Annotated in this window: 18 protein-coding genes; 2 read left to right on the forward strand and 16 right to left on the reverse strand. The window is 31.1% G+C overall.

All coding sequences use genetic code 11. From position 1 onward, the window contains the following. Positions 1 to 178 precede the first annotated feature (178 nt). From CLCHR_RS13310 to CLCHR_RS13345, 8 genes are all read right to left on the reverse strand, one after another. Positions 179 to 886, reverse strand: a complete 708-nt coding sequence (locus CLCHR_RS13310) for an amino acid ABC transporter permease (RefSeq protein WP_079440320.1) — start codon at positions 884 to 886, stop codon at positions 179 to 181. Positions 887 to 943: 57 nt separating this feature from the next. Next, positions 944 to 1,828, reverse strand: a complete 885-nt coding sequence (locus CLCHR_RS13315) for a substrate-binding periplasmic protein (protein WP_079440321.1) — start codon at positions 1,826 to 1,828, stop codon at positions 944 to 946. Between the two features lie 66 nt (positions 1,829 to 1,894). Continuing rightward, positions 1,895 to 2,620 carry an amino acid ABC transporter ATP-binding protein gene (locus CLCHR_RS13320; protein WP_079440322.1) on the reverse strand — a complete coding sequence of 242 codons (726 nt, stop codon included), beginning with the start codon at positions 2,618 to 2,620 and terminating at the stop codon, positions 1,895 to 1,897. Positions 2,621 to 3,151: 531 nt separating this feature from the next. Then, entirely contained in the window at positions 3,152 to 3,973 is an 822-nt protein-coding gene (locus CLCHR_RS13325; protein WP_079440323.1) for a carbon-nitrogen hydrolase family protein, read from the reverse strand. A gap of 11 nt (positions 3,974 to 3,984) precedes the next feature. After that, positions 3,985 to 5,406 (reverse strand): APC family permease, encoded by a 1,422-nt coding sequence (locus CLCHR_RS13330; protein ID WP_079440324.1) that lies wholly within the window; start codon positions 5,404 to 5,406, stop codon positions 3,985 to 3,987. 139 nt (positions 5,407 to 5,545) lie between these two features. Further along, positions 5,546 to 5,824 carry a TIGR04076 family protein gene (locus CLCHR_RS13335; protein WP_079440325.1) on the reverse strand — a complete coding sequence of 93 codons (279 nt, stop codon included), beginning with the start codon at positions 5,822 to 5,824 and terminating at the stop codon, positions 5,546 to 5,548. A gap of 38 nt (positions 5,825 to 5,862) precedes the next feature. Continuing rightward, complete coding sequence (locus CLCHR_RS13340) at positions 5,863 to 6,993, reverse strand: iron-containing alcohol dehydrogenase (protein ID WP_079440326.1); 1,131 nt, start codon at positions 6,991 to 6,993, stop codon at positions 5,863 to 5,865. Between the two features lie 184 nt (positions 6,994 to 7,177). After that, entirely contained in the window at positions 7,178 to 8,491 is a 1,314-nt protein-coding gene (locus CLCHR_RS13345; RefSeq protein WP_139376238.1) for an aspartate aminotransferase family protein, read from the reverse strand. Positions 8,492 to 8,718: 227 nt separating this feature from the next. Between CLCHR_RS13345 and CLCHR_RS13350 the strand changes: the two genes are divergently transcribed. Continuing rightward, positions 8,719 to 9,129 carry a hemerythrin domain-containing protein gene (locus CLCHR_RS13350; protein ID WP_079440327.1) on the forward strand — a complete coding sequence of 137 codons (411 nt, stop codon included), beginning with the start codon at positions 8,719 to 8,721 and terminating at the stop codon, positions 9,127 to 9,129. A 472-nt stretch (positions 9,130 to 9,601) separates the two neighbouring features. Here CLCHR_RS13350 and cysK read toward each other — a convergent pair whose 3' ends face one another. The 5 genes from cysK to CLCHR_RS13375 form a co-directional block, all read right to left on the reverse strand. After that, positions 9,602 to 10,537: a cysteine synthase A gene (gene cysK, locus CLCHR_RS13355; protein ID WP_079440328.1), complete on the reverse strand. Its 936-nt coding sequence runs from the start codon at positions 10,535 to 10,537 to the stop codon at positions 9,602 to 9,604. 338 nt (positions 10,538 to 10,875) lie between these two features. After that, positions 10,876 to 11,397 (reverse strand): nitroreductase family protein, encoded by a 522-nt coding sequence (locus tag CLCHR_RS13360; protein ID WP_079440329.1) that lies wholly within the window; start codon positions 11,395 to 11,397, stop codon positions 10,876 to 10,878. Between the two features lie 98 nt (positions 11,398 to 11,495). Then, entirely contained in the window at positions 11,496 to 12,662 is a 1,167-nt protein-coding gene (locus tag CLCHR_RS13365; RefSeq protein ID WP_079440330.1) for a YibE/F family protein, read from the reverse strand. Positions 12,663 to 12,834: 172 nt separating this feature from the next. Continuing rightward, positions 12,835 to 14,385, reverse strand: coding sequence for an alkaline phosphatase (locus tag CLCHR_RS13370; RefSeq protein WP_079440331.1), 1,551 nt, complete (start codon positions 14,383 to 14,385; stop codon positions 12,835 to 12,837). A 184-nt stretch (positions 14,386 to 14,569) separates the two neighbouring features. Continuing rightward, complete coding sequence (locus CLCHR_RS13375; RefSeq protein WP_079440332.1) at positions 14,570 to 15,403, reverse strand: AraC family transcriptional regulator; 834 nt, start codon at positions 15,401 to 15,403, stop codon at positions 14,570 to 14,572. A gap of 163 nt (positions 15,404 to 15,566) precedes the next feature. Between CLCHR_RS13375 and CLCHR_RS13380 the strand changes: the two genes are divergently transcribed. Next, positions 15,567 to 17,756: an alpha-galactosidase gene (locus CLCHR_RS13380; RefSeq protein WP_079440333.1), complete on the forward strand. Its 2,190-nt coding sequence runs from the start codon at positions 15,567 to 15,569 to the stop codon at positions 17,754 to 17,756. Between the two features lie 105 nt (positions 17,757 to 17,861). On the opposite strand, the gene CLCHR_RS13385 is transcribed toward CLCHR_RS13380, so the two are convergent. The 3 genes from CLCHR_RS13385 to gtfA form a co-directional block, all read right to left on the reverse strand. Then, the gene (locus CLCHR_RS13385) at positions 17,862 to 18,692 is read right to left on the reverse strand and encodes a methyl-accepting chemotaxis protein (RefSeq protein ID WP_079440334.1); all 831 of its coding nucleotides are present in this window, start codon (positions 18,690 to 18,692) and stop codon (positions 17,862 to 17,864) included. A 293-nt stretch (positions 18,693 to 18,985) separates the two neighbouring features. After that, positions 18,986 to 20,626: a glycoside hydrolase family 13 protein gene (locus tag CLCHR_RS13390; RefSeq protein ID WP_079440335.1), complete on the reverse strand. Its 1,641-nt coding sequence runs from the start codon at positions 20,624 to 20,626 to the stop codon at positions 18,986 to 18,988. A 47-nt stretch (positions 20,627 to 20,673) separates the two neighbouring features. After that, positions 20,674 to 22,116 carry a sucrose phosphorylase gene (gene gtfA, locus CLCHR_RS13395; protein WP_079440336.1) on the reverse strand — a complete coding sequence of 481 codons (1,443 nt, stop codon included), beginning with the start codon at positions 22,114 to 22,116 and terminating at the stop codon, positions 20,674 to 20,676. Positions 22,117 to 22,233: the final 117 nt, after the last annotated feature.

Raw genomic sequence — 22,233 nt, forward strand, 5'->3', positions numbered from 1 at the left:
TTGGTTATTTTTTGTGATAACAAATCCAAAATAGATGTATGTTCATTTCTTATCAAGAAGTACTAGCAAAAGTTTTCATCAAATCAGTAAATTTCTAATTATATATTTTCAATAATATCTGCGAAAGATAATAATTTATCAAATACCATTTAACTTATTACACTAAAATTCAACTTAACTAGCTGAATTTAAGCATTTTCTTTTCTACTAGTTTCACTAATTGAGCAAGTGGTAAACTTAATATTAAATAAAATCCTGCTAGAATTGTGTATGATTCAATAGTTAAAAATGATTGTGACGCATAACTTTGAGTACGTAATAACAATTCACTAACTGATACGTATGCAAGTAGTGATGTATCTTTTAACATCATTACTAAATAGTTTCCGAACACAGGTATTACATTACGTAATGCTTGAGGTATTACTATTCTAAATAAAGCTTGTTTATTTGTAAGTCCAAGTGCTAAAGCTGCTTCTGTTTGTCCACCTTCTATTGATAATATTGATGAACGGATTACTTCCGAAATATAACAGCCATAATTAACTCCAAGACCTATTGTTCCTGCAACTAATGAACTTATTTTAAACTGATATCCTGGATTCCAAATTTGTATTATCATTGACAATATAAGTGGTACTACATAATACATATACACCAATTGAACTAGTAGAGGTGTCCCTCTAATAAATTCTAAAAATACTACTAAAATCCCTCTTAGAGCTTTTATTTTACTAATACGTCCAATTGCAATAAACAATCCTAAAACTATTGCTAATAAAAAACCAAAAACTGTCGCCTGTATTACAACCCAAAGACCAGCTTCTAGTGAAGGTACTAAAAACTTAAATGCAGTACTGAAATCTAAGTTAGATAATATGTCCATATACTTCTTCCTCCTTTTCTAAAAAGAATCCGTAAGGATTCTTTTTAGTAGATTATATTATTTATCTGAAATATGACCATCTTCTACTGAAACAACATAGTCTTCATTCATTCCATACTTTTGAAGAAGCTTAAGAATTGTTCCATCTTTTTTCATCTCATCAAGTTTCTCATTAACTGCATCTGCTAAAGCCTTATCATTTTTTCTAACAGCAGCTGCTACCATTCCAGATGCTTCAGCTTTATATGGAGATAGGATTTTTAAGCTAAGACTGCTGTCTTGAGATAATGTATACCCTGCAACCATACCGTCAGTTATACATGCGTCTACTTTACCTGTATTTACTGCTAACATTAATTCAGATTGACTTCCAAATACTTTAACATCTTTAACTAATCCTGCTTGTTGCCATTTTTGTGCAGTTTCTAAGAACGCTGTTCCTTTTTGTCCACCTATTACTGCATCCTTTAAGTCATCTTTGCTAGCAATCTTAGAGTTCTTAGGTATAACAACAGCCTCGCCTTCTTTGTACCATATGTTTGTAAATAATGCTAATTTTTTACGTTCATCTTTAACATACATTCCGTCTGTTACCATATCTACGCTATTGTTGTTTAATTCAACTAATAAGTTTTCAAATGGTATTTGTTTCATTTCAACTTTATTAATTCCAAGTCTTTTTGCAACTTCTGTTATTATTTCTGCATCAATTCCAGTAAATTCATTTGTTTTAGCGTCTATAAAAGCAAATGGAGCATCATTTGATGAAGCAACTGTTAATACCCCTTTTTCCTTAGCTGCTGCTAATGTATCCTTTGCTTTATCACCACTTGGCGCTGCTGAAGTACTACTAGATCCCCCAGAACCGCATCCCATCATAAATCCAACACAACTTATTACGACAATCATTAAAGCTAATAGTTTTTTACATATTTTTTTCATATTACATTCCCCTTTTCATAATTATTTATTCTTTCTTTTGAAGCCTAAGCTTATTACCATTAATATTTAATTTAGAACTCTAGATAAGAATTCTTTTGTTCTTTCATTCTTAGGATTTGAAAAAATCTCTTTTGGTGCTCCTTCTTCAACAATGTATCCCTTGTCCATAAATATAACTCTATCTGATACATCTCTAGCAAATCCCATTTCATGAGTTACAACTATCATTGTCATGCCATCCTTTGCTAATTGCTTCATAACATCCAATACATCTCCAACTAATTCTGGATCTAAAGCTGATGTTGGTTCATCAAACAAAAGCATTTTAGGTTCCATTGCTAGTGCTCTTGCTATAGCAACCCTTTGTTGCTGACCCCCTGATAAGGTCTTAGGATATACGTCTGCTTTTTCATGCAGGCCAACCTTTTTAAGAAGTTCATATGCTATTTCTTCTGCCTCTTTCCTATTTTTCTTTTTTGTAAGAATAGGTGCTAACATGACATTTTCTATTACTGTATGTAGTGGAAATAAATTAAACTTTTGAAATACCATACCCACTTCTTCTCTAAGTGATCTAATATCTGTACTCTTATCTGTGACAACTCTCCCGTTATAATACATTTCTCCACCAGTTGGGGTTTCAAATAAATTTAAACACCTTAGAAAAGTACTTTTTCCAGAACCAGATGGTCCTATAATACAAACTACTTCGCCTTCTTTTATATCTACGCTGATATCTTTTAATACTTCTAGCTCTCCATATTTCTTTGACAATCCAGAAACTTTATACATACTCTCAACTCCTAATTCCTATTAAATTGAAATATAAAAAAGCGCACTGTTTTAATTTCAGTGCGCCTTTGCATTTACTATAATCTTATTATTTTGTTTTATGTTAGAATTATCTTATCATGAAATTTTGGTACTTTCTATGATCACAAGTAACATTTTTTTTGTGCAGTCTGCATAATATTTAATCTTAAGTTTTATTCCTCTTCATTGATTTCATAAAATTAAAATCTGTTTGACTAAATCAAATATCTATGCCACTTGAAGAACTTCTTTACTTGTATGTATATTATCACATTTTAATCTATAAGTCTATTATCTTTAATAACAATATTTAAGTGCACTGTGCACAAGTTATTTATTATGAAAATATTCCTCACTATTATTATGTTCTATGAAAGCAACTACACTTCGCAACTATAACCTCTTTTCAAAATTTCCCACTACAGACATACCTTCATTAACAATAAATAACAAACGTCTCATAAACACTTATGAGACGCGTTAACTAAACTTCATATTTTCCCATATAGATTAATAGTTCTTTACTATCTCACCATATAATTCTGGTCTTCTATCTTTAAACATTGTATAATAATCAGATTTCATCTTTTTCGGTAGTTCTAAATCTATTTCAGCTGAAATTATACCTTCTATCTCTTCATTTAATTCTCTTATGGGCCTTCCAACAGGATCTATAATTTTACTATGTCCAAAGAATCCCAATTCTTTATCATATCCAACTCTATTTGCTGCCACTAAATACATACAGTTATCAAAAGCTCTTGATCTTGTTACTAAATCCCAATCATCAGAATAAGGTTTTTCCCAATTAGTGCTGACAATAAGAAGTTCGGCTCCTTTTAAACAATAAGTTCTTGCAACCTCTGGAAATGCTGTATCCCAACAAATCATTACACCAACTTTTCCAAATGATGTATTAAAAATCGGAAACTCACACCCAGCCCTAAAGTACGTTTTCTCAGTATCAAAAAGGTGTACTTTTCTATATACTCCTGCTATATTTCCTTTATTATCGATACAAACAGATGAATTATAAAGAATATCTGTTAAAACAGCATCCCTTTCTGGGAATCCATATACTATGTTAGTATTGAATTTCCTAGCCAGCTCACTTATTACTTTTATGCTCTGGCTATCCTCTACTGTTTCCGCTAAATTTTGAAACTCGCTGCCACATTCATATCCAGAGGTTATTAACTCAGGAAATACTATTAAATCTGTTTCATTATCTTTTTCCATAACTTCAGTAATAAAACTTACCATCTTCTCTAAATTATATTTAACATCACCTAATTTAGGTTCCATTTGAACGCACGATACTTTTATTTTCATTATATATCCCTCTATTCTAATACGTAATTTGGACTTTCTTCAACGATTCCTTCATTAGTATCTTTAATATTTTCTTCACTAATTTCCTTTATTCTTTTTCCAAATATATTACTAATCACAAAACCTATAACTATCCATCCTAACACTATATATGGGAACAAGTTGCTTGGAAATGCTGGAATAGGATATATATTTGAATAAAGTACATATAACAACGCTGCAATTGATACTATTGGTACTATTAAATGTACTTTACTCCAAATTTTATTTTTAGTAAAGTAAACCATAGCTCCTACACTTGTAAATATATATGAAACAAGTATAGCTAAAGATCCTATAGTTGCCAAATATCCAAACACTTCAATCCCATCATTTTTATATAGTGAAATTTGAACTATATCTGAAATAATTATTATTAATATTAACGCGAAATATGGAGTATCATGCTTTGAATGAAGTTTCATCATAGCCTTAGGCATTATTCCATCTCGTCCAAGGGCAAATAACATTCTTGATCCAGCACAATAAGATCCAAGCGCACAAGAGAAATTTGAAAATGCAGCTACTAAAATTAATATTGTTCCATAACCTGTTGTCATATATTTAGTAGATAAATCAGCTAGAGGTAAAGTAGTTGAAGATAGTTGTTCAAGACCTTGCGAATCAACTCCAAACCCAATAACTTGTGCATAGCTACACACTAAATAAAATATCCCTGATAAAAATACCGCACTTATTATTGCTATTGGTATAAACTTTTTAGGGTTCTTTGTTTCTTCTCCTAAGCTTGAAGCACTTTCGAAACCTATGAAAGAAAGAAATGCAAATACTGAAGTTGATGCGAGTGCCGATATCCCAACACCATTTGTCTTAAATGGAACTACGCTTAAACCTGTTGTAGTACCTACCTTGAATAATATAACAACTGATAAAACTAATATAAGAAATATTGACAAACCTTCTATTACGAGAATAATTCTATTGCATATTTTTGCGTCAATTATACCTAAAATGATCATGGCAATTGAAGCTACTACCGAAATCGGTAACCAGTTAACGCTTATTCCAAATACAGCTAAAAATCCAGAGAAGAAATTACCAAAACCAGCTGCGGTACCTCCTGCCAATGTAATGTATGCAAGCAATAGTGCCCATCCTGCTGTAAATCCCATTTTATCTCCTAGTGACTTTTTTGTAAATGCATAAAGCGAACCTGATGCTGATATATAATGATTAAATTTTATAATTGAATATGATACCAATCCTACCACTATAGTTGAAATTAGAAATACAAGTGGTACAGAAAATGCACTTGTTTGAGCCATTAAAGATACGTTTAATGCCATGGCTGCTGTTGGTGCTATAATAGCAACTGATAATGCCACTGTTTCAATAATACTTAAATTGTCTTTTTTTAAACTTGATTTACTCATTGTGATTCCTCCCAAATAAAATATTTTTCTAGACTAAACAAAACAAAAAGGCGCACTGATTTTCATTTCAGTGCACCATTGCATCAAATATTATTCTATTAATATGTGGATTAATTTTATTAAAATCTACCTAACTACATTATTCATCTTCATATTGTACTATAGTAAACTCCACTGTTTCCGGACAATCTGGACATTGAAATGTCAACTCATTAAATCCCATTTGCTCAGCTGTCACCCGTTTTCTAGCTGCATATATAAATGGATAAAAAGCACTTATTGCTGTTAAACATACATTTGCTGATTTTTCTTTATTAAGTACAGCTCCATCTAAATATATTTCATCTCCTGCTTCATATAAATGACATTTTGAGCTTTTTACAACTATTTTTACCTTGTATTCTCTAAATTCACTCATCCTCAGCCACCCCTTATATAAATTGGGCTATCTTATGTTTATAAAGATTTGTAATAAATATCTTTAATTTCTTCTAAAGTAAACTCCTTCGGATGATTTGCTATGCTTGGTTTTGATACCTTCATACAATTTTCCGCCATCCAATTAATGTCATTTTCCTTAACACCAAGTTCACCTAAAGTTACTTTTAAATCTATTTTTTCTAGGAAACTTCTTATAGCATCTGCACAATCCTTTGCATCAGTACCTCCTAATAATTTTGAGATATCACTATACTTTTCTATATCGCTTTGCCAAGATTCTTCAACAATTATTGGTGTAAGTGCTGCAAGACCTTTTCCGTGAACAATATCATGAAGTCCACTTGCTGGATGCTCAAGACCATGTGGTGCTGTCACTCCTGCTACCCCTATTACCATTCCCCCTAAGGTACTGGCTAAAGATACATTTTCCCATGCCTCTAAATTTGTTGGATCATTGTACACTTTAATTAAATTCTCCGATAATAATTTTATTCCATAAAAAGATTGCATACTCGTTAATGGTTGTCCTATTTTAGATACGTAAGCTTCCATATTATGAGCTAATGCATCAAACCCAACAGATGCAAGTATACTTTTAGGCATTGTAGTCATAAGCTCTGGATCAATAATTGACGCCTTTGCAATAATCACATTGGTCCTAAGAGATTTCTTATCTTTAGTTTCAGGATTAGTAAGAACTGAGAAACAGTTTCCCTCACTTCCTGTTCCACATGTTGTTGGGACTAAAACTATAGGTAGTGCCTCACCTCCTTGTTTTATTCCAAAGATATATTCTGATATATCTCCAGGATTTTTGGCTGAAAATGCTATACTCTTAGCTGCATCCATAATACTTCCACCGCCAAGTCCTAGAACCACATCACATCCTGTTTCTTTTATAATATCAACACCTTCATATACCGTTGTTGTAAGTGGATTTTGTTCGACTTTATCAAAAACTTCGTACTCGACTTTTGCTTCGGTTAATAAGTTTATGGTCTTATCAAGTAATCCGCTTTTTTTTGTACTGCCTCTTCCAGTTACAATGAGTGCTTTCTTTCCATACTTAGCCACTTCAGATCCTATTTCATTGCTTCTTCCTCTTCCGAACAACAGATTTATTGGTAAATTATAATTAAATATCATTATTAATTCCTCCTTATTAGTTAAATATCAATTAAAAATTATATGATTTTTTACTCATCATTTCTTTACTCCCAAAATTAATAATGAGAATAAAAAAATGCCTTTATTGATAATAAAGACATCTTTGTCAAAACTATAGTATCATATCAAAAAAATATATTCTATGATTGAATCAAACAATAATTTAGTGCACTATGAACAATTCATAGAAGACTTGTTCAACAACCTTTAAAGTTCTTATAATATCATCTTCGTTATGTTCTGTTGAGAGATAAATTCTACCTCTTCTTGATGTAAATCTAACTCCATATTCTTTAGCTTTGTTTACAAATTTCTCATATAGTTCTATATCTGCATTTTCAATGTAATCTCTAAAGTCCTTAGGTGAAGAATTCATTCCAAATATCAGCATACATATCGATCTTATCCTATCAGAAAATAATTTAACATTATATTTTTCACCTAATTCTCTTAAACCTTCAGTGAATTTTCTTCCCAATATATCGAACCTATCATAAATTTCATTATTCTCCAAGGTTTCTATTGTAGCCAAAGCTGCTGCTACTGATATTGGATTAGCATTAAATGTACCTGACGCATGTACACCAGACTCCATGATTTCTTTTGTCCCTGCAACCACTGATAATGGATAACCTGAAGCTACTGCTTTTGCAAATACTGCAATGTCTGGAGTGATCCTATAATATTCTTGTGCACCACCAAGAGCTACTCTAAAGCCAGTTATCACCTCATCGAAAATTAACACAACATTATATTTTTTTGATAATTCTCTAATCCCCTGTAAATATCCCTTCTTAGGCAATATAGGACCTGAATCACACATAATCGGTTCTGTAATTATTGCTGCAATTTCAGAAGAATTACTTTTAAGTACATCCTCCAATATTTTTAGGTCATTCCATGGTAGAATTATTATGTCATCAACTGCTTCTCCTCTTTGACCTTTAGAATGTAGAATTTTTTTTGGATTTTCCCTTGGTCCAAGTTCATTTATGTAATCTGCATCTATTGTTACCTTTTCCTCATCAGACCACCCGTGATATTGTCCCTCAAATTTAATAATTTTTTTCTTTCCTGTATATGCTCTTGCAATTCTAAAGGCATGCATATTAGCTTCTGTTCCTGAGCTTTGAAAAGATACTTTCTCTGCACATGGTATAATTTCTGTAAGTTTTTTTGACAGCCTGCACAAATCAAGAGTAGTTGCTGCAAAATGTGAGCCTTTTTCTAGCTGTTCACTAACCGCCTTATTTATAACATTAGGACTATACCCCAAAAGTGCAGGTCCAAAAGCACCAATATAGTCAATATATTCATTCCCATCCACATCATACACTTTTGATCCATTTCCTCTTTCCAAACAAATAGGATATTCTTCATACTTAGATTTTTGAAATGAACTAGCAACACCATCCACTAAGTAATTCTTAGTTTCTTCAAATAACTCCTTTGATTTTTTTGTTTCTAACTTATTCATAGATATCCCACCTTTTTATATAAATAGTATCATACTAATAAAGTAAATAATATGAGCGCTTTTCACAATAATTTGGTGCATAGTGTATATTAGTAAATTATAATTCCTGCTAAATGCACAAATAATTATATTTGTTTAATTAAGCATTTATTGTAACTATTGTTACATACATCTAGTTTGATAACTTTTATACTATAATCAAGATATATATAAATGAGGTGTTAATTATGAATATAGATAATTTAATGAGAGAACATAAAGGTATTTTTGAAGAAATTGAATATATAACTAATTTAATATATAAGAATAATATTGAGTCAAATCTTTTAGATATAACTAGTCATATAAATAAGCTTGCTGGTAAATTGAAAATTCATTTAGGCTCAGAAGATAAATTTCTATACCCTAGGTTACTTAGTAGTAGTGATGATAAACTTAAAAATCTAGCTAACTCATATATCAATGAGATGGGTGATATTTCAGAAATATTTACAGATTATAAAAACGGTTATAATACTAAAAGTAAAATTTTATCTGAAGGAATTGATAAATTTGTCCTTGAAACAAAGAAAATATTAAAATCAATAGAATCAAGGATTACTAAAGAAGAAAACGGGTTATATATAATGATTAAATAACTCATAACCAACCGAAAGAGAGTGTACTCTGTTACTCGGTTTCAGGAGAATACAGCTGTGTATTTCTAACAGTAAAAGTTGTCACCATTCCCGCTTGCTCCTGAGGCAAAGCTCAGGACAAGCAAGAATGGAACAACTTTTACTGAAGAAATACCTACAGCTATATTCTCAATGAAACACTGCGTAAAAGAGTACACTCTCTTTCTATTATGATAAAATTTGATTCCTATTCATGTTTCGTTTATCTATAACTACCCAATTAAACCTTGAACGATATTAATAAGTAGATATTATTTTATCAGATCTGTAACAGCCGTAACATTCCATCTTTTCTAATTTAGATATAATCTATTCACTCTTATGGACTAACTGATACTTGAATTTATTAGTTTTACTTTATATTGAACATAAAAAGAACTAGACTCACAATTTTGTTATGCGAGTCGAGTTCATAATTCATATTTCAATATTTTTATTTATCTTCAAATAATGCTGTTGATAAGTAACGTTCACCTGTGTCTGGTAATAGTGCTACTATTGTTTTTCCTGCATTTTCTGGGCGTTTTGCTAGTTCTGTTGCTGCGTATGCTGCTGCTCCTGATGAAATACCTACAAGTAATCCTTCTGTCTTAGATAATTCTCTAGCTGCTCCGAATGCTTCTTCTGTTTTAATTTTTATAATTTCATCATATACTTTTGTATTTAAAACGTCTGGTACAAATCCCGCACCAATTCCTTGTATTTTATGTGGGCCTGCTTTACCTTCTGATAATACTGGAGAATCCGCTGGTTCTACTGCAACAATTTTAACGTCTGGATTTTTAGATTTTAGGTATTCTCCAACTCCTGTAACAGTTCCACCAGTACCAACACCAGCTACAAATATATCTACTTTTCCTTCTGTATCTTCCCAAATTTCAGGCCCAGTTGTACTTCTGTGTACTTCTGGATTAGCAGGGTTAACAAATTGTCCAGGTATAAATGAATTTGGAGTTTCTTCAGCTAATTCAGTTGCTTTAGCTATTGCTCCCTTCATTCCTTTAGCACCTTCAGTTAAAACTATTTCAGCTCCATAAGCTTTTATAAGACTACGTCTTTCTACACTCATTGTTTCTGGCATAACAATTATAACCTTATATCCTTTTGCAGTTCCAATAGATGCAATACCTATTCCTGTATTACCACTAGTTGGTTCGATTATTACTGATCCAGGCTTTAATTCTCCTCTTGCTTCTGCATCTTCAATCATAGCTTTTGCAATTCTATCTTTAACGCTTCCAGCTGGATTAAAATATTCTAATTTAGCTAATACCGTAGCTTTTAAATCTTTTCCTTCGCTATAGTTTGCTACCTCTAATAATGGTGTTCTACCTACTAATTCTGCTAAATTCTTATATATCTTTGACATTGTAACCACTCCTCAACCTTCTCTTATAATTCTTATCTGTTTACTATGTTATTAGTATATTCTTCTATTACTATATAGTCAACACTTTTTTGTATATTTCTAAAAAACTTTTGTTTAATTTTTAATTTTCTTTTACAGACTTAATTTAAATATTTTTATGTATCTTTCTAATGCTATTATCCACATTATCTAGTCTTAGTAATATACAAAATCCTATCGCATTTAAATTTATATTTTTCAATTCAAAACGAAATTATTCATAAATTAATTATTGTTGCTTTACTTATGAAAAAATAAACAGATATCGTTCAATTTTCGATACCTGTTTATTTCTATAATTATTTAATGAATTTGATAACTCCCTCTTTTCTTTCATGAATCTTAGGTGCACTATTAGGATATCCGATTGCTGCCATTCCCCAAACAATATGATTTTCTGGGATATCGAAGCCTGTTAACACTTCTCTTACTTCTTCTTTGTCACAAATAGTCTTTAATTGGTTAATCCAGCATGACCCTATTCCTAAGGAATTTGCCATTAAAAATATATTTTCTAGAGCGCACGCACAATCTGCAAGTCCATTTGTATTATCCTTATCATTGGATAACATAATTAAAGTTGGAGGTGCATAAAAATTATATCCTGCATCTCTTCCTAAAGCTTCCCTAATCACCTTTGCAAGCAATTCTATTTTCTCCTTATTTTGAACAACAGTGAATTGCCAGCTTTGTTTATTCATACCACTTGGTGCATATGTTCCAGCTTCTAATATTAGCCTCAATTCTTCATCTTTTATTTGTTCTTCTTTAAAGTCTCTTACACTTCTTCTTGATACTATGTTCTGCAAAATCTCATTCATGATAACATCCTCCTAATATATTTGATACTAATAATATAATACTATTTATTTTCCGTTACTTCCAGTTTGAAAATATGTCTGTTTTTATTAGATATCATTTAACTCTCTATAACCTCTGCGGTACTCTCAACAATTTCACACTCATCAATCTTTGTAGTTAATAAAATCCCGCTTGCTATTGCGGTAAATGGAGCTACCGTTACAAGACCAAAGCTTCCTATTAAGGTATGAAGTATTTCAGAAGATACGTATTTTAAATTTAGTATGTTAATTATAGGTGTCCCTTGGGCCATAAATACCATAAGTAATCCAATAAATCCACCTGAATATGCAAGTAAAAGTGTTGTCATCATTGTTCCCATAATTGATCTTCCAACATTAACTCCAGATTTAATAGCTTCAAGTCTTGTAATATCAGGCTTTTTTTCTATTACTTCAGCCACTGCTGATGTTATATCTACTGCTACATCCATAACTGCCCCGCATGATGCTATAAATATACTAGCTATAAATATTTGTGTAAGATTTAGATTCTCATATCCTGAATACAAAAGAGATTCTGAATATGACATTACTGCACCATGAATCTTGAATTTGCTCACAAAAAATAGTGCCATAAAGCAAGTAACAAAAGCTCCAGATAATGAACCAATTATTGCAGCTAAAGATTTTTTATCTATTCCATAGACTAATCCTATTATAGTAATTATTAATATAGTAGTAGTTATTCCCCCTACTATTACTGGATTATATCCCATCAAAAATGATGGAATCAGCACTTTCCAGATCGCTAAAATTGTGAATATAAATGATAAAATTGATTTTATTCCAACTATTCCTGCAAATCCAACAAGTACAACTATAAAAATTGCAGCAAGCAAAATTTCATAGTTAAGTCTATAGTGATCCACAAGTGTAGCCACTCTAATTTCATCACCTGTATAGTCAAGGGTAACTAATATCTTATCTCCTGCTTGAAATATTTTATCTTGTTCAAGGGATCCATCTAGTCTATTAGTTCCTCTAGTAGTCTTTCCTTTAAATTTCCCTTCAAGAATTTCTATATCACACAACTGCTCTCCTACTTTTATTAGGCCAGTCTCTTTAATAAAACTCTCATCAGTACTTAAAACCTTTGCCGCTACTCTTTCTGTATTTTCATATTTATTTTCAGGAAATTGATTTGGTAATAACAAAAGAAAAATTATTCCTAATAAAGTTATTATTATTGGAATCGTATTTTGTCTATTAAAATCCTTAAACATTTAATCCTCCTCTTTACATTTATGCGAATAAACAACATATAGAGAATAAGCCATACTAAATGCTTATCCTCTATACAACCCATGTTTCCCATATTATAGAATTCTCTGTGATACCCTCTTTATAGCTTTAAAAACCCTCATTTACTCAATTCCCTTATATTCGTATAATAAATTATTGTATTTTTGTTATTGATTTAAGCTTATCAAATACATTTGTATTGTCATAATATCCACTAAACAAATCTTGTCCTACTCCTTTTGCCATCATAGCAACTGGTAAACCTGTGTGTGAATATGAACTAAACGAAATTCCTGATTTATTATTTAATATGTGAGTTAATGTTACTGAAAATGGTTCATATGTTCCATATAGCACATTTTCATTTTCATCTAGCTTTCTGCTTTCCTTTGGAAGCATGCTCTTGTCATATGCAGCTTTTATTCTCGCTTCTTCTGCTTGAGTTAATACCATTCCACCTTTTGTTGACTCTCCACTTGAACCTGCTCTTTTAAGCCCAAAGCTTTTTTCAACGTCTTTCATTGCATCATCAAAAGAGGTCTTCTTTTCTCTGTATTCTGCAATCTTTCTATCAAATGAAGTATATGATTCTTTTTGATTTGATAAATTTTGTAAATAAGTATCGTAATTAGTTCCTGCAAATCCAATTGTAAGTCCACCGGTTTCATGGTCTCCAGTTACTAAAATTAAGGTTTCATCTGGATGCGCATTGTAGAAATTAATTGCTTGTTGTACTGAATCACTAAAAGCTTGTGTATCATTAATATTTGATCCCGCATCATTAGCATGACCAGCCCAGTCAATCTTTCCTCCTTCAACCATCATAAAAAACCCTTTATCATTATTAAGTACATCTATAGCTTTTTTAGTATAATCTGCAAGTGAAAGTTCATCTCCAGTTCTATCTATACTATATTTTAATGCTCCACTTTCTTTCTCAACTTCATCATCAGGACAAACAGCTATTGCTTTCTCACCATTTTTTAAAGCTTCTATATCTGCTTTAGTATTAACTACTTTATACCCCTTTGCCTTAGCCAATTCCCCTACTTTAGTCTTCCCTTGTTCTTTTACTTCCTTTGAATCATCTGATAAGAACTTTCCACCTGCAAAAAAATCAAAGTTTGAATCTACAAGTTGAAGTCCCATATTGTAATAATCTCCTCTTGATGGAACATGTGCATAATATGCCCCCGGAGTTGCATGATCTATATTTACTGATGATACTATACCAATTTTATATCCTAGCTGCTTTTTCAATTTTTCAGTTATAGTTTCATAGGTCTTTGTTTTTGTTTCATCCATGTTAATAACACTGCTTAATGTTTTCTTACCAGTTGAAAGTGAAGTTGCTGTTGAAGCTGAATCTGGACAAACTGATGTTGAATCATAAGTAGTTACTGTTCCTGCTACTGGGAAATTCATAAATGACAACTTTTCTGGATTTGGATAATTACCTTTCTTTACATCTATTGCGCCATGAGCCTGCACACCTTTATAATATTGCGCAGCCTGTATTTGCGGAAAACTCATACCATCTCCAATAAACATAAAAATATACTTTGGAGTTTTACCATTCCAACTTGAACTTGATGCTGCTTTTACTTCTTGAGGTTTTATTTGGCTATTTACTGTATAGCCTGTACCTAATACTATTGCTAATGCTAACATTGAACCTAATATTCTTTTCACCGTCTTGTTCATTAATTACACCCCTTAAATTTATTTATAACTGCTTAAACTTATAGACATTTTTATAAACAGAAGAGCAATCTTTAATCAACTTCATGTTTATTTACATTTTAATTACCAAATTAAGTATATTAGCTCTTAGTTAACAGAGTTTTACCATTAGGTAAATTAATGTAAATAAAGTGTTAAATACTGGTTAATTAGATTTTTTTCTATAATTTATAGGAGATACTCCTTTTTCCTTTTTAAATATTTTAGAAAATCCCAAAGTATCATCATATCCAACTGAACGAGAAATATCACTTATGGTTAATGAATAATTATTCATGAGTTCACAAGCTTTATTTATTCTAAAATTTAGTACATACTGCTGAGGCGTTACTCCTATATTTTCTTTAAAAATGGAACTAAAATAATTTTTGTTAAGCCCTATGTTATCAGCCATTTCAGCTATGCTGAATTTTCTTGAATAATTTGTCTCAACGAACTGCAGACTCTTTTTTATATATAATTCTTTGTAATTACTACTTATATCAATATGTTTTCCCGCTTCCTCAATGAGTTCTGATAAAAATACTTCTAGTAGTCCTTGAAGTCTAATTTCTCTTGCGTATTTAAGTTCTGTTGCTTTTATCATATCTTCAAAACATTTCTTTGCAAATTCTCCGTTCTCACATATAAAAATGGGATTCTCTTGGCTAAGATCAGCTAATTTCAAATAGCTTTCAGCCTTTATGCCCTTAAATCCAACCCATGCATACGTCCAGGGCTTTTCATCATCAGCTTCATAATATGTAATAACATCAGGACAAATCAGAAATCCTTGATTTTCTTTTATACTATAGGATTTTCCATTGACATAAAATACACCACTTCCACTAATAATAAAATGTATTAAATAGTGATCCCTAACTGCAGGCCCAAATGAATGCGCTGACTTACATTTTTCCATACCGTATTGGTATACTACCAGATCAAGTCCATCTCTATTTTCTGTTGGAAGTACAGTCATATTTATATCTTCATTCATTAAAATCCCCTCCACTTTCTTTAACCACTGAAATTAATTTCTTAGATTATACCATAACAATCTTAGATTATTCCATTTCATTTTCTTCTAATAACTCTATACTTATAGTTAGATGAAAACCTTTTTCAAATATTAAATTTGTTATTAAACCGGAGGAATTAATATGAGTATTATATATGATAACAATGCAAAATCCTTTCACCTAACAACTAAAAATACTAGCTATATACTTAATGTTCAAGAAGACGGATATCTATCACATCTTTACTTTGGAAGAAAGCTTAGAAATTTTAATTGTAATAATTTATTACCACTAAAAGAAAGATGCTCCTTCTCTCCAAACCCTAATCCTAGCGACTTAAAGCTTTCCCTTGATAGCCTTCCACAAGAATACCCTTCTTATGGAACTAGTGATTTTCGTACTCCAGCTTATTCAATTCGGCTTGAAAACGGGTCAACTATAACTGATCTTAGATATGAGTCACACAAAATCATAAATGGAAAACCAGAATTAAAAGGTCTTCCAGCAACTTATGTTGAAGATGAGGCTGAAGCCCAAACTTTAGAAATAACATTATTTGATTCTTTAATTGGATTGAAGGTTATTTTATCTTACACAGCTTATGAAAATTATGATGCTGTAACAAGAAATGTACGTTTTATAAACTGCGGTAGTGAAAATTTAAAATTACTAAGAGTTCTAAGTATGAGTATAGATTTTAACAACTCTGATTATGATTTTCTACACCTTCATGGTTCTTGGGCAAGAGAAAGACATATTGAAAGAACACCTTTAATAATTGGGACTCAATCTGTGGAAAGTAGACGTGGATCAAGCAGTCATAATCAAAATCCATTTATTGCGCTGCTTAGCAAAGATGCAAATGAAGAATATGGTGATGTATATGGTTTTAATCTAGTCTATAGTGGTAATTTCTTAGCGCAAGCAGAAGTTGACCAATATAATACCACGAGAGTTTCAATGGGTATAAATCCATTTGATTTTTCTTGGTTGCTTAGTCCAAATGAAAGCTTTCAAACACCTGAAGTTGTAATGGTTTATTCTTCAAAAGGTTTAGGTGAAATGTCAAGAACTTACCATAAACTATACAGAAAAAGACTATGTAGGGGAGCATATAGAGATAAAACAAGACCTATTCTTGTGAATAACTGGGAAGCAACTTACTTTGATTTCAATGCTGAAAAAATTGAAGATATCGGAAAAGCTGCACAAGAACTTGGAATTGAACTTTTTGTTCTTGATGACGGCTGGTTTGGAAAAAGGGATAATGATAATTGTTCCTTAGGCGATTGGGTAGTTGATAAAAAGAAACTTCCTAATGGATTAGAATATTTGGCTAGTCGTATAAATAATTTAGGTTTACAATTCGGTTTGTGGTTTGAACCTGAAATGGTATCCCCTGATAGTGACTTATATAGAAAACATCCTGATTGGTGCCTGCATGTTCCTGATAGATCTCGAACTCAAGGAAGACACCAATTAATATTAGATCTTTCGAGAGATGAGGTATGTGATTATATTATAAATTCCTTATCAAATATTTTGAGCACTGTTAATATTAGTTATGTAAAATGGGATATGAATAGAAATATGACTGAAATAGGTTCACCATGTCTTCCTCCAGAAAGACAAAGAGAAACTGCTCATAGATATATGTTAGGATTGTACAAAATATACGAGAAACTTACAACAGATTTTCCAAACATATTATTTGAAGGCTGTTCTGGCGGTGGCGGCAGATTTGATGCAGGCATTTTATACTATATGCCTCAAATCTGGACAAGTGATGATACCGATGCTGTAGAAAGATTAAAAATTCAATATGGAACAAGTCTAGTTTATCCTATAAGTACTATGGGATCACATGTATCGGCCGTTCCAAATCATCAAGTTCACAGAAACACTTCTCTAAAAATGAGAGGCGATGTTGCCATGTCAGGTAACTTTGGATATGAACTTGATCTTACTAAGTTTACTAAAGAAGAAAAAGAAACTGTTAAAAAGCAAGTAGAAGAATATAAGGAATTACGTGAACTTATTCAATTTGGAGATATGTATAGACTGCTTAATCCATTTAACAGTAATGAAGCATCTTGGATAATTGTATCTGAAGATAAAACTGAAGCGTTTGCAACATATTTTAGAGTTCTTGCAATTCCTAATGAGCCAATAAGAAGATTATGCTTAAGAGGATTAGATCCAGATAAAAATTATTCAATCTCTGATATAGATGGAGTGTTTGGCGGAGATGAACTAATGTATGGCGGTATAACTATTCCTGATTTATATGGTGATTATCAAAGTATTACTTGGGTATTAAAAGCAATTTAAAATAATTTCAGACATTTCTTCATTAAAAGTTGATCCATCATTGCTTGTCACAAACTTACATCAAAAACATGCAGTGATGGCGCAACTTTTATTAATATAAATACATTATAATTCTTCTGATAATTTCCCTAATAACTTTGCAGTGGAATTTAAGTTTTCAATCGACTCTGTTATTTTCTCTAATGCTGTTAATTGTTTATCTGATACACTATCAACATTCGATACTTTCTCATTTATCTTTTTTATTGCATCTGATATATCTTTTATAACCATTTCTATTGTTCCTATAGATTTATGAGATTCATTAGATAATTTTCTAATTTCCTTTGCAACAACATTAAACCCTTTCCCATGTTCTCCTGCTCTTGCTGCCTCTATAGCTGCATTTAATCCCAAAAGATTTGTTTGGGAAGAAATACCTTTTATGAATCCAACAATCTCATCAGTGTTAGAAGCCATTTCGTTAGCAATATTTGTTTTAATCAATATTTCTGAATTCATGCTTGCTAACTCCTGAAAGCTGGCTGAAATATCGTTTATTCCTGTTGATATTTGTGACACTGACTGAATTAAATTATCTGTAATATCAGTTACTGAATTTTTCTTAGTTAAGCTTTTTCCTATTGCAATTGAACCTATAATACCATCAGTATCGTCTTTGATTGGAATCATATATGATTTAAAGGCCACTCCTAAGAATTCTTTTGGAATCACTTCAACCACTGGTTTTCCTTTCTTCATAGCATTTTTCACAAAATCTCCAGCAACATCTCCTTCTTTTATTTTAAAATCTATCTCATTACTCCCTTTATAATATAATACCTTTTCTCTATCAGTTAACATAATTTCTATATCATTATCAAAGAAAGCTTCTATATATTTAATAGAATTGTAAATACTATTTAATTCATCATTTCCAAAATTATTTTTTAACATTTTTAACTCCACCTCTACTACTTATAAGCTATGATTATATATTCCATTGAAATATAAAACGCTTTTATAATTATATTTCATTTTCTTTTAAATTTAAATACATAACTTGTCCAAACAAGTTATGTATTCCTTTCTAAAAATTGATGCATAAAATCCTAAAGGAAGTGGAGCATTCTTCAGAACGTAATAAAATATCCTAAAATATTTGTTGGTATTTTAGGATATTTTCTTTAAATTTTAACAGCCTTATAAATTTGTTAGTGTTTAATTATAAATATTTTTACTTATAAGTTTTACATTAAAAGCTTATAAAATCTACACTCATATGGTCTAAGTTCTATGTTATTTATTGATTCATTTTCATTTACCTCATAGTTTGATATTAAAAGTTCTTTATGCTTAAACTTAATTATCTCTTCACATTTAAATTCTGTTTTTCTTGCTACAAAGTTACATATAATTAGTAACTGTTCGTTTTTTAAAGTCCTTGTATATGCAAATATTTCTTTGTTATCATCTAATATCAAATCATATTTTCCATACACAACAACTGGATTTTCTTTTCTAATTTTAATTAGTTTCTTATAAAAATTAAATATAGAGTTTTCATCATCTAGTTGTAATTCTGCATTTATTTCTTTGTAATTAGGATTTAACTTCATCCATGGTTCTCCACTTGTGAAACCTGCATTTTCACTATCATTCCACTGCATAGGAGTTCGTGCATTATCTCTTCCCTTTGTATAAATAGACTCCATCATTTCTTCATGACTATAACCATTTTCTCTTCTTTCTTTGTACATATTAAGAGATTCTATATCTTTATAATCTTCAAGATTTTCAAACCTTACATTTGTCATACCAAGCTCTTCGCCTTGATATATATATGGAGTCCCCTTCATTCCATGAAGTAATGTAGCTAACATTTTTGCACTTTCTACTCTGTATTCTTCATCATTTCCCCACCTTGAAACTATTCTTGGTAAGTCATGATTATTCCAAAATAAACTGTTCCATCCTGCATCATCTAATTCCACTTGCCATCTTGATAATGCTTTCTTTAAGTCTAGTAATTCTAATGGTTTCAAATCCCACTTTTCTTTACCTGGCTGTTGATCCAATAAGATGTGATCGAATTGAAATATCATACTAAGCTCACTGCCATCTGGATTTGAATATTGTTTAGCTATTTCCGGAGTACATCCCCAAGTTTCTCCAACCGTTAACAAATCCTTATTTCCAAAGGTTTTCTTATTCATTTCTTTAATATATTCATGAAGCTTTGGACCATTTTCTTTTATCTTTTTATCAGGAATCTTTCCTATAAGATCAATTACGTCCATTCTGAATCCACCAACACCTTTATTTATCCAGAAATTCATCATATCATAAACTCTGTTACGTACTTCTTCATTTTCCCAATTTAAATCTGGCTGCTTTCTACTAAAAAAGTGTAAATAATATTGCCCAGACTCTTGATCATATTCCCATGCACTGCCACCAAATGCAGAAGTCAAATCATTGGGAACTAATCCATTTACAGGATCTCTCCATATATAATAATCCCTATATGGGTTATCCTTTGACTTTTTAGCCTCAATGAACCAGTTATGCTCATCAGAAGTATGATTAACAACTAAATCCATCAGAATTTTTATTCCTCTGTTGTTTCCTTCCATGATAAGCTCGTCCACATCTTCCATTGTGCCAAACTCATCCATTATATCTTCATAATTACTTATATCATATCCATTATCGTCATTTGGTGATTTATATACTGGAGATAGCCATATTACATCTATCCCTAATTCCTTTAGGTAATCTAACTTTTCAATAATTCCTCTTAAATCCCCAATCCCATCTCCGTTTGAATCTTTGAAACTTCTTGGATATACTTGATAAACTACACTCTCTTTCCACCATTCTTCCCTCATAGTTATTCTCCCCTTATATTTCATAATATCTGCATAATCATCTGGTTTTAGCTAAATACATATTTTTTAGATTGTGATTCAATAGTAAAATCATGAGTTTTTAAATCAGCTTTTAATACTGCAGTGCATTCGCCACACTTTCTAGTTATTGTTATTTCACTTCCTTTAACTTCTGTAATACATTCCCCTTCTAGTCCAAAGGCTGGATCACTGTTGCGGAACTTCATTAAATCTTTAATATCATTTACTATTTTTCTATTTTCAAAGTTTTCTTTAATTTCCTCTTTTGAATAATAATGACGATTAATATCTCTGCCATTCTTAGTTGATTCCATTAATTCAATATCATTTTCACCTGCAAGCATTCCCACATAATAAACTTGAGGTATACCTGGTGCAAAGAATTGGATTGCACGTGCTAACAAATAAGCCTTATCGTTATTTCCAAGAGCTGAATAATAAGTACAGTTTACTTGGTATATATCTAAATTGTTATAAGCTGCTGTATTGTATATCTTCTTAACGTTCGCACCTTTTGTAAACATAGCTTCTTTTGTTTCATCAATTTCTTCATCAGTCATTAAGTCTTTTACATCAACAATACCAATGCCATCATGTGTATCTAAAGTAGTAAATTGCTTCATTGGACTCATATCAATCCATCTTTTTAAATTTTCACCTTTACCTGAATATAATGCATGTAATACTAAGACCGGTAATGCAAAATCATAAATCCAAAATCCTTTTTCTGCAATCTTATGTTGTATTGTATAGTGCTCATGAATTTCAGGTAATATATCTACACCATATTCCTTAACTATATCTTGAATTTCATAAAGCAGTTCCCACATTTCTGGTTCTATGAAGAAGCAGCTTGTCCCTGCCTTTTTTATAGCATACGCAAAGGCATCTAAACGAATTATTGATGCTCCATTTTCACACATTGATACTAATGTATCTTTAATAAAATCTCTTGCAACTTTTGAATCCATGTTTAAATCAATTTGTTCTTCTGCAAAAGTACACCAAACTTTTTCTGTGCTTCCATCTTTGAACTCAACTTCATAATAAGGTGCTCTTGGTTTTCTTTTATAAATAACATCTACTTGCTCATCAGTTGGTTCTCCATTTTCCCAAAAATCCTTATATCTTATAAAGAAATCTTTGTACTTTGATTCATCTTTTTTCTCTTGAAAATCTTTAAAGAACTCAGATTGTCTTGAAATATGATTTACCATAAAATCATACATTAAATAGCTGTCCTTACTTATTTCTTTAACATCCTCCATAGTTCCAAAAGCTTCATCCACTACATCATATCTCATAGGAGCAAAGCCTCGATCCCCTGATGATGGAAAGAAAGGAAGTATATGAACCCCTCCTATGGCACCAGAATAATATTCATCTATTACCTCTTTTAAATCCTTTAGATTGTTTCCTAAACTATCTGCATAAGTTATAAGCATTATTTCATTTTTTATTTTATCCATTTCTATTTCTCCTTCTTACATATAAATTTTCCTATCAGAGTTACATAACTTAATCAACTTACTCTTTAATTACACAATTATAACCTTCTAAAAACATTACAGTTGCAGTGGCTAGAC

The sequence above is a fragment of the Clostridium chromiireducens genome (assembly GCF_002029255.1).
Classification (GTDB): Bacteria; Bacillota; Clostridia; order Clostridiales; family Clostridiaceae; genus Clostridium; species Clostridium chromiireducens.

Bases quoted from the DNA above. Each gene is read 5' to 3' on its own strand.
- CLCHR_RS13365 (WP_079440330.1), bottom strand. From the start codon at position 12,662: ATGTTTAAGGATTTTAATAGACAAAATACGATTCCAATAATAATAACT.
- CLCHR_RS13340 (WP_079440326.1), bottom strand. From the start codon at position 6,993: ATGATATTTAATTATAATTTACCAATAAATCTGTTGTTCGGAAGAGGA.
- CLCHR_RS13335 (WP_079440325.1), bottom strand. From the start codon at position 5,824: ATGAGTGAATTTAGAGAATACAAGGTAAAAATAGTTGTAAAAAGCTCA.
- CLCHR_RS13380 (WP_079440333.1), top strand. From the start codon at position 15,567: ATGAGTATTATATATGATAACAATGCAAAATCCTTTCACCTAACAACT.
- CLCHR_RS13330 (WP_079440324.1), bottom strand. From the start codon at position 5,406: ATGAGTAAATCAAGTTTAAAAAAAGACAATTTAAGTATTATTGAAACA.
- gtfA (WP_079440336.1), bottom strand. From the start codon at position 22,116: ATGGATAAAATAAAAAATGAAATAATGCTTATAACTTATGCAGATAGT.
- cysK (WP_079440328.1), bottom strand. From the start codon at position 10,537: ATGTCAAAGATATATAAGAATTTAGCAGAATTAGTAGGTAGAACACCA.
- CLCHR_RS13345 (WP_139376238.1), bottom strand. From the start codon at position 8,491: ATGAATAAGTTAGAAACAAAAAAATCAAAGGAGTTATTTGAAGAAACT.
- CLCHR_RS13350 (WP_079440327.1), top strand. From the start codon at position 8,719: ATGAATATAGATAATTTAATGAGAGAACATAAAGGTATTTTTGAAGAA.
- CLCHR_RS13370 (WP_079440331.1), bottom strand. From the start codon at position 14,385: ATGAACAAGACGGTGAAAAGAATATTAGGTTCAATGTTAGCATTAGCA.
- CLCHR_RS13320 (WP_079440322.1), bottom strand. From the start codon at position 2,620: ATGTATAAAGTTTCTGGATTGTCAAAGAAATATGGAGAGCTAGAAGTA.
- CLCHR_RS13315 (WP_079440321.1), bottom strand. From the start codon at position 1,828: ATGAAAAAAATATGTAAAAAACTATTAGCTTTAATGATTGTCGTAATA.
- CLCHR_RS13390 (WP_079440335.1), bottom strand. From the start codon at position 20,626: ATGAGGGAAGAATGGTGGAAAGAGAGTGTAGTTTATCAAGTATATCCA.
- CLCHR_RS13325 (WP_079440323.1), bottom strand. From the start codon at position 3,973: ATGAAAATAAAAGTATCGTGCGTTCAAATGGAACCTAAATTAGGTGAT.
- CLCHR_RS13360 (WP_079440329.1), bottom strand. From the start codon at position 11,397: ATGAATGAGATTTTGCAGAACATAGTATCAAGAAGAAGTGTAAGAGAC.
- CLCHR_RS13385 (WP_079440334.1), bottom strand. From the start codon at position 18,692: ATGTTAAAAAATAATTTTGGAAATGATGAATTAAATAGTATTTACAAT.
- CLCHR_RS13310 (WP_079440320.1), bottom strand. From the start codon at position 886: ATGGACATATTATCTAACTTAGATTTCAGTACTGCATTTAAGTTTTTA.
- CLCHR_RS13375 (WP_079440332.1), bottom strand. From the start codon at position 15,403: ATGAATGAAGATATAAATATGACTGTACTTCCAACAGAAAATAGAGAT.